At 71.0% G+C, this 13,149-nt stretch carries 14 protein-coding genes; 8 read left to right on the top strand and 6 right to left on the bottom strand.

Annotation, left to right across the window (positions count from 1 at the left end; all coding sequences use genetic code 11):
- Window positions 1-69 precede the first annotated feature (69 nt).
- Together DP107_RS02295 and DP107_RS02290 are read left to right on the top strand one after the other, a co-directional pair.
- Window positions 70-306, top strand: coding sequence for a hypothetical protein (locus tag DP107_RS02295; RefSeq protein WP_144260509.1), 237 nt, complete (start codon window positions 70-72; stop codon window positions 304-306).
- 55 nt (window positions 307-361) lie between these two features.
- On the top strand, window positions 362-811 hold the full coding sequence (locus DP107_RS02290; protein ID WP_144260508.1) for a pyridoxamine 5'-phosphate oxidase family protein: 450 nt from the start codon (window positions 362-364) through the stop codon (window positions 809-811).
- 270 nt (window positions 812-1,081) lie between these two features.
- On the opposite strand, the gene DP107_RS02285 is transcribed toward DP107_RS02290, so the two are convergent.
- The 4 genes from DP107_RS02285 to DP107_RS02270 form a co-directional block, all read right to left on the bottom strand.
- Window positions 1,082-1,597: a type II toxin-antitoxin system RatA family toxin gene (locus tag DP107_RS02285; protein WP_144260507.1), complete on the bottom strand. Its 516-nt coding sequence runs from the start codon at window positions 1,595-1,597 to the stop codon at window positions 1,082-1,084.
- 405 nt (window positions 1,598-2,002) lie between these two features.
- Window positions 2,003-3,199: an ABC transporter permease gene (locus DP107_RS02280; protein ID WP_144260506.1), complete on the bottom strand. Its 1,197-nt coding sequence runs from the start codon at window positions 3,197-3,199 to the stop codon at window positions 2,003-2,005.
- The gene (locus DP107_RS02275) at window positions 3,189-3,953 is read right to left on the bottom strand and encodes an ABC transporter ATP-binding protein (protein ID WP_144260505.1); all 765 of its coding nucleotides are present in this window, start codon (window positions 3,951-3,953) and stop codon (window positions 3,189-3,191) included. Before DP107_RS02275 ends, DP107_RS02280 begins: the two co-directional genes overlap by 11 nt.
- Complete coding sequence (locus DP107_RS02270) at window positions 3,950-5,608, bottom strand: COG1361 family protein (protein WP_144260504.1); 1,659 nt, start codon at window positions 5,606-5,608, stop codon at window positions 3,950-3,952. Before DP107_RS02270 ends, DP107_RS02275 begins: the two co-directional genes overlap by 4 nt.
- Window positions 5,609-5,773: 165 nt before the next feature.
- On the opposite strand from DP107_RS02270, the gene DP107_RS02265 reads away from it, so the two are divergent.
- Both DP107_RS02265 and DP107_RS02260 read left to right on the top strand, forming a co-directional pair.
- On the top strand, window positions 5,774-6,460 hold the full coding sequence (locus DP107_RS02265) for an SDR family NAD(P)-dependent oxidoreductase (RefSeq protein WP_144260503.1): 687 nt from the start codon (window positions 5,774-5,776) through the stop codon (window positions 6,458-6,460).
- A 79-nt stretch (window positions 6,461-6,539) separates the two neighbouring features.
- A complete protein-coding gene (locus DP107_RS02260; protein WP_238330739.1) occupies window positions 6,540-7,412 on the top strand; it encodes a ZIP family metal transporter in 873 nt (290 codons plus the stop codon).
- Window positions 7,413-7,427: 15 nt separating this feature from the next.
- On the opposite strand, the gene DP107_RS21040 is transcribed toward DP107_RS02260, so the two are convergent.
- Window positions 7,428-8,738 (bottom strand): twin-arginine translocase subunit TatC, encoded by a 1,311-nt coding sequence (locus tag DP107_RS21040; protein WP_144260502.1) that lies wholly within the window; start codon window positions 8,736-8,738, stop codon window positions 7,428-7,430.
- A 61-nt stretch (window positions 8,739-8,799) separates the two neighbouring features.
- Window positions 8,800-9,657: an ATP phosphoribosyltransferase gene (gene hisG, locus DP107_RS02250; protein WP_144260501.1), complete on the bottom strand. Its 858-nt coding sequence runs from the start codon at window positions 9,655-9,657 to the stop codon at window positions 8,800-8,802.
- A 470-nt stretch (window positions 9,658-10,127) separates the two neighbouring features.
- On the opposite strand from hisG, the gene DP107_RS02245 reads away from it, so the two are divergent.
- The 4 genes from DP107_RS02245 (at window position 10,128) to DP107_RS02230 (ending at window position 13,122) form a co-directional block, all read left to right on the top strand.
- The gene (locus DP107_RS02245; RefSeq protein ID WP_144260500.1) at window positions 10,128-11,360 is read left to right on the top strand and encodes a hypothetical protein; all 1,233 of its coding nucleotides are present in this window, start codon (window positions 10,128-10,130) and stop codon (window positions 11,358-11,360) included.
- On the top strand, window positions 11,357-12,256 hold the full coding sequence (locus DP107_RS02240) for a glycosyltransferase family 2 protein (RefSeq protein WP_144260499.1): 900 nt from the start codon (window positions 11,357-11,359) through the stop codon (window positions 12,254-12,256). The genes DP107_RS02245 and DP107_RS02240 overlap by 4 nt, the downstream gene beginning before the upstream one ends.
- 191 nt (window positions 12,257-12,447) lie before the next feature.
- Window positions 12,448-12,672 carry an NAD(P)(+) transhydrogenase (Re/Si-specific) subunit beta gene (locus DP107_RS02235; RefSeq protein ID WP_144260498.1) on the top strand — a complete coding sequence of 75 codons (225 nt, stop codon included), beginning with the start codon at window positions 12,448-12,450 and terminating at the stop codon, window positions 12,670-12,672.
- An 18-nt stretch (window positions 12,673-12,690) separates the two neighbouring features.
- The gene (locus DP107_RS02230; RefSeq protein WP_238330738.1) at window positions 12,691-13,122 is read left to right on the top strand and encodes a DUF4260 domain-containing protein; all 432 of its coding nucleotides are present in this window, start codon (window positions 12,691-12,693) and stop codon (window positions 13,120-13,122) included.
- Window positions 13,123-13,149: the final 27 nt, after the last annotated feature.

Raw genomic sequence — 13,149 nt, 5'->3', positions numbered from 1 at the left:
GCACCGGGGGTTCCACCCCGCCGTCCGCTCGGACGGCACGCTTAATCCCGGTCGCTCGTATACTCGGGTATGAAGCGTCAGGACCGGAGTCCGGTCGTCACGCTCATGCTGCTCGTGGTGCTGGCGTCGGTCGCCTGGCTCGGGGGCGGGGCGGTACGGGTCGGGCTGCTCGCCCTCGGCAACACGCCGGGCTTCGCCAGCGGCGTGGGCGCCATGTCGGCGACCGCCCTGTTCGTCCTCCTCGTGGTCGGCTACTTCGTCTACGAGTCCCTCCCCGAGCGGGACCGACCCGGCCGGCTCGACTGACGTGGCCGCCCCGGCCGCCGGAAGGTAGTTGCGGCGGGCGCCCGTACGGAGGCGCGTGAACGTCACCGGATGCTGGTCGTGGTCCGAGGCCACGGCCTTCCTGGCCGAGACGGTCGTGCCGGTTCGGCTCGCCTGCCGGACGCCGGACGGCGGCCTGTGGATGCTCTCGCTCTGGTTCCTCCCCTGGGACGACGCGCTCTGGTGTGCGACAGGTGCGGACGCCGACGTGATCCGCTACGTCGAGCACGATGACGACGTCGCCTTCGAGGTCTCGACCAACGACCCCCCGTACCGTGGCGTCCGGGGGGCGGGGACGGCGACGCTCGAACCCGATACGGAGAAGTCGCTCCTGCGGGCGCTGCTCGACCGCTACCTCGGCGGCACGGAGAACGCCCTCGGCGACCGGCTGCTGGACGATGACCGCGAGGAGGTCCGTATCCGGATCGACCCGTCGCGGCTGTACAGCTGGGACTTCGGCGACCGGATGCAGGACGCCGACGACTGAGTACCTCGGACGGTCCCGCCCGTCGCGCCCCCGGGTCGGTACCGCGGGGTCGTCGGAACGCCGCCGGATCGCGTCGCCGTCTCGTGTAAACCGGCCGACTATGTGAGGAGTAACTGACGGTAGATCGTGGCCGCTAACCTGGCTGCCGGCGCGGAGGACACTACCCGCTGCCATGTACGTCCGGGCCCCACCGGCCCGGGCCTACGTCCCCACTACCACCGACCTCTTCGCTGCCGGCACCCTCCCCGTATCCCTCCGCTCCAGCGGCGCTCAGAGGCTCTCGGGCCCGCGATGGACCTCCAGGTCGACGGCCCGCGACTCCCCCTCGATATCGCGAGCCATCGCGGCCACGATCCGCTCGGATTCGTCGACGATGAGCGGTCGCACGCGGTCGAACAGCCGGTCGAGCGTCCACCCCGCGAGCGGCACCGACCCGAACGTGTCCGGGTCGAACTGGATGCGTAGGCGGAGCCGGGTGGCGTGGTCCCGGCCCGACGGCGGGTCCTGTGGCTCGATTCCCCAGTAGCCCCGCGCCTTGGGGCCACGGGTGGTCCGCCAGTCGATGCGGTTCGGCCGGTCCGTGGCCGTCACGCGGGTGTGGGAGGTGTAGGAGAGCCGCCACCAGGAGACCGCGATCTCGTAGTCCGTGCCGACGTCGCCGTCACCGTCCTGATGGACGGCGTCCAGATGCGGGGAGTAGTCCGTGTAGCCGGAGAAGTCCTCGATGAACTCGTACACCGCCTCCGGCGGGGCGTAAAGCACCGTACTCGCGTCGATTCCGTCCACGGCGGACCGACGGCGCCCGCGCTGATAACGATGCCCCTCCACCCGGAGCGCCCCCGGCGCCGAGCGGCGGCCCGCGTCGGCGTGGGTTTCCGCCCAACGTCGTGGGTTCGTCGTCATCAGTGCGGATATCGGACGTACGTTCCGGATACGACGGTTCCCCCGACTTCTATCGCCGCATCCGACGCGTTCGGGGTGTCCGTATGGACCCGTTCCTCGCCGCCTACTGCGTGGGCCACCCGGGGTGGAGCTGCCCCGCCATGGCCCGGACGTCCGGGTCGCGAGCGGGCCGGGGGCGACCTCGCGGCTCCGGACCGTGGCGCGGTCCGGACCGACGCGTCACCGGCGTCACGCCGTGGCGCTGCTCCGGCCTCGGTGCCGAACGCCCGGTCCCACAGGCGGCGGCTGTCAGTCCCGGAGGGCGTCGACCGGCTCCTCGTTTGCGGCCTTGTACGCGGGGTAGAGCCCCGAGGCGAGGCTGATAACGACGCCGAAGGAGAAGGCGACCACCAGATAGGCGCCGTTGCTCGGGTCGAAGACGACGTCCGCGCCGATGGGGGTGAACTGGAGCAGGGCGACGACCGCCAGCAGCGTCAACAGAACGCCGCCGAGGCCACCGAGCACGCCCAGGAGCGCCGCCTCCACCACCAGCGTCCGGAGGACGTCGCCCTTCTGGACTCCGACCGCCCGGAGAACGCCGATCTCCCCGCGGCGCTCGGTCGTCGACATCAGCATCACGTTGAAGATGGCGACGCCGGCGACGATCAGCGACACCGCGCCCAGCGCGATGAGGAAGGCGTTCAGCAGGCCGAAGAACTCGTTGATCCGGTCGAGGATACTGGAGAGCTCGAACACGCTCACCCGCTGCTCCCGGGCGTTCAGCCGCTCGCGGACCGTCCCGGCGACGTAGCTGGCGTCCTCGCCGGAGCCCGCCTGCACGACGACCTGACTGGGTGCGCTCTGGGCGAACGCGTCGCGCGGGAGGACGACTGCGTTCGACGGCTGGATGGGCGAGATGTCGTCGGTCTCGGCCAGCACCGCGATGACGCGGAACCGCTGGCCCTCGATCTCCACGGCGCTACCCGGCTGGACCCCGAGTCGGTCGGCGACGGACTCGCCGACCAGGGCGCCCTGGCGGTGGAACTCGGGGACCCGGCCCTCGCGCGCGGTGAACAGCGCCCGCGGCCGGTCCAGCCCGTAGAGCTGGGCGAACGTCTCCCCGTTCGGCGCGCGCACGATGGCGCCGTCGGTGACCAGCGGGACCGCCGTGCCACGACCCTCGGCGACCCGCTCGACGGTCGCCACGTCGCGCGGGGAGAGCGTCTCCCGGCCGGCGTCCTCGTTCGGGCTGACGATGACCTGGTTGCCGATGCCGCCCAGCTCGTTCGTCGCCGACAGCTGGAGGACGTTGCCGAAGATGCCCAGCGTGGCGATGGCCAGCACCCCGATGACGATGCCCAGCGCCGCGAGCCCCGAGCGCAGGCGGTTGCGCGAGAGGTTCCGCCGGGCCATCAACACCGACGGGAACCGGGCGAGCACGCCGAGTCGACCCTCGGCCCCGTCCGCGCCCGATCGAGCGCCTGCCCCCTCGTCCTCACCGGACATCCCGTATCACCCCGTCGGTGAGCTCGACCACCCGGTCCGCGAACTCGTTGACAAGCGGGTCGTGGGTGACCGTCACGACGGCGACGCCCTGCTCGCAGACGTCCGCGAACTCCTCCAGCACCGCCGTACCGGTGTCCTGGTCGAGGTTCCCGGTCGGCTCGTCGGCGAGCACGACGGCGGGCTCGTTGATGAGCGAGCGGGCGATGGCGACGCGCTGTTTCTGCCCGCCCGACAGCTGCGTAGGCCGGTGGTCCAGCCGGTCGCCGAGGCCGACCCGCTCCAGCAGGTCCTCCGCCCGGGCGCGGGCCTCCGGGTCACGCTCGTACACCGTCGGCAGCGTCACGTTCTCCGTCGCGGTGAGCGCGTCGATGAGGTAGAACGACTGGAAGACGAAGCCGATGTACTCCCGGCGGGCGTCGGTCCGCTCGGCGTCGTCGTACGTCGCGGCGTCCACCCCGTCCAGCAGCACCTCGCCCGAGGTGGGCACGTCGAGCAGGCCCAGCAGGTTCAGCATCGTCGACTTCCCCGAGCCGGAGGGGCCGATGACGGAGACGAACTCGCCGCGCTCGACCGCGAAGTCGACGCCCTTCAGCGCCCGCACCGTCTCCGCGCCGGAGTCGTACTGCTTCACCACGTCTACCAGCTCCAGCGGCGTTCCCGTCCTGGCGGTGTCGCCGCCCGCCGCGCCGCTGGGCGTCGAGTCGTCGCTCCGGCCGGGTGCCGTCCCATCGGCCGGCGCGTCGCGTCCACTCATCGACGGCGGAGGTAGGCGAGCGGCGCGCCGATGACGAGCAGTGCGACCGCCGCGCCCAGTCCTGCGAGCGGCGTGAGCCCCAGCGAGAGGGGGCCGCCACGGTCGCCCCCTGGCGGCTCCAGGCTCCGGTCGTACGGGAGCGCCGCCACCCGGGTCCGCTCCTCGCCGTCGACGACGTAGGTCACCTCGACGGGGACCTCGGTGGCGTTCTCGGCGTCGACGTCGGCGGTCAGTTCGAAGGGGGCGAACTCGCTCCCATCGACGGTGCCGACGAAGTAGCTCCGGCCGGGGTAGGCCGGCGACACGTGCTCGTTGCTCCCCATCGAGACGACCACGCCGTCGACCGGTGCGGTCCCGATGTTGCCGGCGTTGCCGCTGACGCGGAGTCTGCCGTCGTCAGTGAACGACAGGGAGACGTCGGTCACGCGGACCTCGCCGGTCGGCTGGCGGTACTGGAAGGTCCCCCGGGCGCTCCCCTCGCGGACCTGGGCGTCGGCCTCGCCCACGTCGGCGTCGCGTAGGCCGGCGGGGGCCGTCCCCGCGACGGTGTAGTTCGCGGTCGCGACCACCGTGGCCGACCCCTCGACTCCCGAGAGGTCGACCACGACGGTCCCCTCCTCGCCGGGGGCCAGCCGGCCCACGAAGCCGCGGGGGAGCCGCTGGTCGCCCGCACGCGGCCGGACGACCACGTCCTCGAGCGGCGCGTTGCCGAAGTTCGTCACCGCCACCTGCACGCGGTCGGCGGTACCCTCGCCGCCGCCCTCCTGCTGCAGCGCGCCGTCACCGCCGCCACCCCCACCGGCCCCGGCGAGCCCGCCGACGCCGCCCAGCAGCGAGGCGACCCCCCCGTCGGCCTGTTGCTGCTCCGGCGGCGGGACCCGTGTCACCGAGACCCCGACGTCCTCGCGCAGCGGCACCGCGTCCACGATCACCCGGCGTTCGGTCACGTCACGCACCCCTGTCGACGTCGTGTACGCCGTCTTCACGACCAGCGGCTGTTCGCCGGTCCTCGGCCGCATCGAGAGGTTGACGATCGTCGTCGCGCCGGCCGCGAGCGTCGGCACCGTGGCGCGCTTCCGGACCGCGCGGTCGTCCTCCAGCGTCACCTGCACGTCGCTGATGGCGTTCGCGCTCGGGTTCGACACCTCGACGGCGACCCGGCCCTCGACGCCAGCGACCGGGCCGGGGGCCGTCACCTCCAGCCGGGGCGGAGCGTCACGGACGACGAGCGACAGCGGTCGCTCGATCCGGACGGTCTCGTTCTCCGTCGACGAGTTCCCGACCGCGACCAGCGTCAGGTCCTTCCGGCCGGGGTCGGTGAACTCGGTCACCAGACCGACCGTCAGGGAGTCCCCCTGTGAGAGCGACCCGGGCCCCACGGCGCGGGCGAGCGTCGTCGAGTCGTTCCGGAGCTCGACGCGTTCGATCTCGACGGTGGCGGCGCTCCCGGCCGACAGCGACACCGTCGGACTCACCGTCACCGGTTCGCCCGCCGTCGGCGCGGTCGGCGCGGTCGACACGTCCGATATCGTCAGCCGGGCGTCCGGGACCATCGCCCCTGCGCCGACGGCGGGGACGACCGGCGCGAGTACGAGGGCGACGACGAGCAGGACCAACCCCACGCGGGGGGGCGAAATCGGGGGCAGGCGACGCATTCGACTGCCGTATGTACGGTGTCGACGCGCAAAAGGGTTCGCGTACGCGGCGCCTCGGGTCCGTCACGGCGGTTTCGCCCCGCTCGTCGAGGCCGTCGGCCCGCCCCTGGCTCACGGGCTGCCGCGGGGGAAACGGCCATGAGCGCGTCGGTCGTTGGTCCGGTGATGAACGTACTCATTACGGGTGGCAGCCGTGGACTCGGCGCCGCGGTCGCACACCGGTTCGCGGCGGCGGGCGCCCACGTCGCCATCTGTGCCCGGGACGAGGAGGCACTGCACGAGGTCGCGGCCGAGGCCGTGGAGGCGGGCGGCGAGGCGACGACACAGCGCGCCGATGTCCGCGACGAGTTCGACGTCGAGCGGTTCGCCGAGACCGTGGCCCGCGAGGGCGGCCCCCTCGACGTCGTCTTCGCCAACGCCGGCGTCTACCACGGCGACCCCGGCGATACCCCCATCTCCGAGGAGTCCTACGCCACGTTCGACGACCACCTCCGCACGAACGGCCGAGGGGTGTTCGCCACCATCCGGGAGTCCGTGCCCCACCTCGCCGACGACGCGCGGGTGCTCGTCCCCTCGGGGAGCATCGCGCGCGACCCGAAACCCGGACTCGGGAGCTACGCGGTCTCGAAGGCCCTCTCGGAGGCGCTGGCCCGCCAGTTCGCGGCTGAACTCGACGCGACGGTCGGCGTCGTCGACCCCGGCCAGCTCTCCACGACGCTCACGGGCGACGGTCCCGGCCGCGACCCCGAGGAGGTGGCCGACATGTTCCACTGGGCGGCGGTCGAGGCACCGGCCGAGGACCTCGACGGCGAGGTACTGGACCTGCGCACCTGGAAGAAGGCGACCCGCTGACGCCGGCCCGCCCGGTTATTAACAGCCGACTCACGACACCGACAACGCTATTAACGAAAGCGTCTGATTTGTTATCAGAATGAGTGCAGAGACGCGGAGCGACGAGTCGGTGGTTGACCGGATGGACGGGGTGTCGACGGTCGGACTCGCCGGCTTCGTCGGGTTCCTCGCCGTCTCCGCGCTCGGCGTCACGATGGGGCTGTGGAAGCTACTGGTCATCGGTTGGGTCGCGTTCGTCGCGATGGCGGGCGCGGCCGTCATGGGGAGCCGTGCCGCCCGGACGCGGGACGCCTTCGGCCTCGTCTGGGGCTACGGGCTCGCCGCCGGCGCGATGGTCACCTCGGCGGCGGTGTTCCTGCTGCCGCAGGCGTTCGGCCTCGCGCCGAAGATCGGCGGCTTCGGCGTCGCCGCCGGGCTGTTGACCGGCTACGCCTCCCACACTGCCAGCCACCGTCTCGCGCACGTCGACCGGTTCAACTCCGCGGCCGCGGAACTGGCCGCCCACTCGCTGGCCGCCGGGCTCATCATCGGGGTCATCTACGCCGCGCTCCCGGACCCCGGACTCCTGCTCGGCCTCGCCATCGTCTCACATAAGGGTCCTGCGGGCTACGCCGCGGCCCGCCGGCTCCGCCACGCCGGTCGCGGCGTCTCCGTCCTCCTGCTCCCGGCGGCGGGTGTCGCCCTGGCGGCCATCCCGGTCGCGGTGGTCCAGCCGCCCCTCACGACGACCGTGAGCGCCGCCGTCTTCGGCTTCGCCGCCGGGGTCTTCCTCCACGTGGCGATGGACTTCCTGCCGGAGTGCGAACTCGGCGGCGAGGTCGGCCGGGTGGCGCGCCTCGACGAGATGGACGGCGAGGCGCACCACCTTCTCGACCGCCTCCGGCTCCACGCGGTCGCAAGCACCGCGCTGGGCGCGCTCGTCGTCCTCGGCGCGTGGCTCGTCATCGCGTAGCTACGACGGGTCGCCCTACCTCCGCCCGGTCCACTTCGCCAGCAGGAGCGTTCCCTCGAAGAGGACGATCATCGTCACGGCGACGATGATGGGTGCCATCCCGGTCGGGTCGGGGCTGAACAGGAAGGCCAGGCCCGCGAAGGCACCCCAGAAGTAGAGCCGTTTGGTCGCCATCCACCGCCGGGTGACCAGCCCCATCATCAGCGCCAGGCTGACGAACAGGGGGATCTGGAAGATGATGGCGAACCCGCCCAGCATCAGCACCATCAGGTCGAACGTCTCCGTGAGGCCGAAGGCGATGACCGTCGCGTCCTCGGAGTAGAACACGAAGTAGGTGAAGATGGCCGGCAGGACGAGCAGGTGCGCGAAGGCGACCCCGGCCGCCGCGAGGACGAGGCTGGTCGGGACGCTGGCGAGGTAGTAGCGCCGCTCGGTGGGGTAGAGCCCCGGCCGCATGAACAGGTACGTCTCGTAGACGAAGACGGGGAGCGAGACGATGAGCCCCGCCAGGGTGGCCGTCTTCAGCCGTGCGAAGATGAGCGCCAGCGGGTTGTACACCCGCGCACAGGCCGCGCCCCCCTGCGAGATGTCCGGGTTGGCCGGGCACTGCCCGATCGACCCGGGCAGGTAGGAGAACCAGAGGAAGTTGATGATGCGCTCGGCGAAGGGGAAGACGACCGCGGAGACGACCGCCAGCACCACGATGACGACGCCCAGGCGCCGGACCATCTCCTCGATGTGGTCCGCCAGCGGCATCTCCTGGTCCGTCTCGGGACCGTCCTGGAGGCCGCCCCCCTCGACGGTCGTCGTCGAGGTGGGGTCGGCGTAGCCGCCGTCGGACTCGGCCGGCCCGACGGTCTCACCGGCGGCCGCGTCGACGGCCTCGGCCCCGCCGTCGTCGAACGAGGGGTCCTGCTCCGGAACGTTCGGGTTCGCCGGATAGGCCGCGTCTGCCTCGTCGTCGAACTCGACCTCCGGCGGCTCCGTCTCCACGTCCGGGAACGGGTCCTCCCACTCGCCGTCCGGCCCGTAGTCGGCGTCCGGGTCGCCGGCCGGCGGGAGATCGGCCTGGGAGACCGCCTCACCGCCCTCCTCGTCCGGCGCGTCGTCGGTCCCATCGTCGGGCGCCGCGGTCCCCCCGTCGGCTCCCGGTTCGGCGTTGGACTCCTCGACGGTCGGATCTGCCGTCCCCCCGGGCCCATCCGTGTCCGGGGCGGCGTCGGGGGAGCCGGTGTCACCGCTTCCCGGCTCCTCGACGGTGTCGGACTCGTCGCCGGACGCCCGCTCGGGGTCGTCGGGCGACCGGTCCGCCCCCTCGTCATCCATCAGGGAGTCGTCCGTTCCATGCGCTTGTAAGCCTTCCCTCCTCCGTCACGCGACCACGTGGCTACTCCACGAGGCGCTCGATCTCCGTCACGAGGATATCGCTCGCCCCGGCCTCCTTCAGGCGGGTGATGGTCTCGAACACCTCCCGCTCGTCGACGACGACGTGGACCGCGACGGCGTCCCCGTCGTCGGCCCCGTTGTCGACCTCCATCACCGTCGGGCCGCCCATCCCCGGGATGACCGACTCGACCTCGGAGAGCCGGTCGCCCGGGACGTTCATCATCAGGTAGCGTTTGCCCTCCGCCGCCAGCACGCTCCCGAGAGCCGTCCGGAGCTGCTGGACCTTCCCGTCCCCGACCCGGTCCGGGTCGGCGAACAGCCGCGCCGAGGAGGCCAGCACCTCCTCGATCTCGGCGAGCCGGTTCATCCGCAGGGTCGTCCCCGTGGAGGTGATGTCGACGATGGCGTCGGCCATGTCGACGTGTGGGGTGAGTTCGGTCGCGCCGGACACCTCGACGATCTCCGGGTCGACCGCGGTCCCGCGGAAGAACGTCCGCGTGACCCGGGGGAACTCCGTGGCCACCGTGCCGCCGTCGAGGTCCGCCGTCGACGCGACGGGGCCGTCCTCGGGGGCCGCGAGGACGAGCCGGCAGCGGCCGAACTCGAGGTCCAGCAGCTCCGGCAGGTCGGCCCCGTGCTCGCGGACCTGGTCCAGCCCGGTCACGCCGACCGCGGCGGCCCCGTCGGCCACGTAGGCGGGGATGTCCGCCGCCCGGGCGAACAGCACCTGCACGTCCGGGTCGACCGTGTCCGCGTACAGCTTCCGGTCGCTACCGTCCTCGACGTGCAGCCCGGCGCGTTCCAGCAGGGCAAGCGTCGGCTCGTGGAGTCGCCCCTTGTTGGGGACCGCGATGCGCATACGCCCTCCTCGCGGTCGACCGGGGAAGGCGTTTCGGGCGGCGCGGGGTGCTCGGGACGAGTGGGTTCGTCGCGGGGCTGCTCCGGAGGTTCGGATACGCTTCCCCGCTGGAATCTCCGACGGCTGATGGGTCGTCGTGGCTGTGCTGCAGACGGGGCGGGCATCCCGTGGCGGCATCAACCGGCGTCCGGAACGCGAATTCGAGCTGTCCGCTCACCCGTTCGAATCACGTCCACGGGTTCGGTCCGCCGTGACGAGCGTGCCAAGCTGCGACACGACGCTCCCAGCGGCGGTCTCGGTCAGCCCGCTACCGGGACAAGCCGTCGCACGGGCGTGGATATGGTTTATTAGCACTCGAAACATAATGGAAGTGATAACTATGCGAGCCAGAACGCAGTTGCGACCGATCGGCCCATCAGGAGCAGTCGATTCCCGTAAGTAGCCGGTTCGAATCCCAGCCAGACCGCATCGTGTCTACCGAGCGTCTGTACTCCACCGTCTGGGCCCTGTCGCTCGCTGTCGCGCTCCTGGGGATGATCGGCGTCGGGCTGGGTCCGAGCACCCGACCCGGGGGTTATGCGCTGCTCGCCGTTGGCGGTGGCGCCCTCGCGCTCTGCTCGCTGTCAACGGAGATCAGGACGGCTCCGGCGGGTGGGACGGCGGAGACACTCCATCTCATCGTCGTTATCGCCGGTGGGCTGACCTTCGTTGTCGGCGTCGCGGTCGCCACCGACGTCCCGTCGTGGGCGACCCCGATCCCGCTCGCGGTCCGGCTGGTCGTGCTCGCCACCGCGTTCCAAGCACTCCTGCTCACTACCGACGTCCGTACAGCCAGGCGCAACCTCCGTGCTCGCGCCGTGACGTTGGGGTTGAGTCATGGGTCGATATTCGCGGCATCCCTGCTCACCGTTTCGTGGGGGCCGACCGTGCCGCGCGCAGGGCTGGTACTGTACGCGAGTGGGTTCGCGTCGCTGCTGCTCAACGCGTTCTGGGCGCGAACGCTCTCCTCGCAGACGGTTCCTCCCCGAGCCGAGACGGATCGCCGGCGCTGGGAGGCCCTGCTCCTCGGTGCGGTCGTCGTCGGCATCCTCGGCGCGATCGCGATGGCCCTGAGCACACCGACAGGGACGCTGACGCTCCGATCGCCCGAGAGGCGTCTCCTTGCGACAGTGACCGGTATGGCGGCGATCACCGGGCTCTCGATGCTCGGTGTCCCCCGGCGGGCTCCGCCCGTGCTTCGGTGGCTTGATGGCCCCGTCATGACCGTGGCCCAGCACGTGCTGACCCTGTTCGTCATCGTGAACGGGTTCCTGCTCGGCGTCTTCGTCGCGGCACCGTGGCTGCTCCCGCCGGTCTTCGGTGCGTTCGTGAGCTTCCTCGTCCTCGGTGTGGCGCTGAACTACGGAACACTCGTCCACGGATGGCGTCGGGGCCGCGACGATACGCAGACCGTCCCCGTATCCCTCGAGGACGCGGAGGTCACCGTGGTTGTCACGGCGATGGACGAGGTCAACGCGCTCTCGGCGTCGCTCCGGGAGAACGTCACGGCGCTCACCCCGCTCCCGTTCCTCTTGGTGCCGGCGGCCCGCTCGACCGACGGCACCCAGGCGCTGATGCACGCGGTTCGGGACGACTACCCGGATCGCGTTCGGGTCGTCGAGGCGACCGGCGGCTCGAAGGCTGCCGACCTGAATGCGGTGTGAGACCACGTCGAGACGCCGTACGCCTTAGTTCTCGACGCCGACGAGACGGTCGGCCCGGCGTTCGTTACCCGCGCCCTGCGCATCCTGACGGCGCAACCGGAATCGGGATCGTCCAGGGGCGGAAGGTGCCCACCGGTACCGACGCCTCACGACTGTCCCGGTTCATCAGCGCGGAACGCCAGCACAGCACGTGGCTCGACCATCCCTTCGACGCCGACGTCCTCGGGGCGGCCCACTTCGCGGGATCGGCGGCGGTGCTTCGCCGGGAGGTCCTCCCGGACGTCAGTGGCCTCTCGACCGACACGCTCACCGAGGACATCGACCTGACGGTCCGACTGTATCTCGAGACCGACTGGGAGATCACGTACGTTCGGGAGACGGTGGCGCGCGAGCTGATCCCGGGGACGTGGACGTCGCTGTTCGGGCAACGCGAGCGGTGGGCCCGCGGTTGGGCGCAAGTCGCCGGCCGCAACCTCGGCGATGTCCTCCGCTCGTGGCGGCATCTCGGGCCACGGCGGACCCTCGGACTGTCGTGGGTGCTGTTCCTCGCGTTGAGTGCGCCGGTGTACGTGATCTTCCCGGCACTTGCGCTCCCGACCCTCGCCCTCGGCGTCTCGCTCGGCCTATCGCTGCCCGTGGTTGTCGCACTTACCCTCTTTCTCGTCCCCGAACGCGCCGTGTCGCTCGCGTACGCGGTCTTCCGCGATCCGGTGACCCCGGAACCGGCGACACCACGCCGTATCGTCGGGGTCGTCGCCATTGCCTACCTGTGGATCGCCTTCGGCTGGATTCTCCAGTTGCACTCGCTGTATCTCCAGCTCGCCGGCGCCCCACAGGTGTGGACCGTGACACCGAAGACGCGGCCGGTCGACGCCTCGACCTCCGCGGACACCTGAGCCGGTATCCGATCCCCTCATCGATACTCTCACTCGTCTCCTCGGGGCTCGCGATCGGCGAACCGCGCGGGGCGGATACGTCGCCCGGATCATACCACTGACGGTAGCAGGGCCTCCCGATGGGGAACACCCCTGAGTCGTGCGTTCACGTGTCCCAGTACCGTTATCATCTCAACGAACGTATACGAACTATGGACCCACAACTCCAGCGATGTCTGAACGGGTTCGTCACCCTCCTGAGCGTGCTCGTCGGTGCGGTCATGACCGCACTCGTGCTCCCGACGACTGGCGAGGCAGTGAACACCGGTTCGGTGGTACTGTGGACGGCCGCGTTCGCGCTCCTGACCGGCGGGATCACCTACCGCGTGTTCCTCCGTGACCGATCCGGCACCCTCAGGACGGATGCGCCAGAGTAACCAGGAGGAATACGCGAGATGAGCAGTATGAACACTACCGGGAGCAGGCGACAGGGGGTCCAACGGACCGACCCGCGCACGCTCCTCCGAACCGAGGGGCTGGCCGTACTAGCACTCACACTCTGGGGATACTTCCTGCTGGACGGGCCGCTCTGGTTGCTGGCAGCCCTCGCGTTGGCCCCGGATATCGCGATGGTCGGCTACCTGGCTGGGCCCCGGGTCGGGAGCCGGGGCTACAACATCGCACACACGTACACGGGTCCGGCGATGCTCGGCGCAGCAGGGCTCTGGCTGGACGTGTCTACCGCCGTTCTGGTCGCGCTCATCTGGACCGGACACATCGGGGCCGATCGGCTGCTCGGCTACGGTCTCAACTACGGATCCGGCTTCGGGGAGACCCACCTCTCGACCCGACCGGCCCCTGTCGAGACGCTCACCGAGTCCGAATAGGACCGGTACTGCTCCGCCGAACCGACT

It is taken from the genome of Haloglomus irregulare (genome assembly GCF_007421925.1).
Taxonomy (GTDB): domain Archaea; phylum Halobacteriota; class Halobacteria; order Halobacteriales; family Haloarculaceae; genus Haloglomus; species Haloglomus irregulare.
The sequence above is the reverse complement of the archived record's forward strand: the minus strand, read 5'-3'. Positions and strand labels throughout refer to the sequence as shown.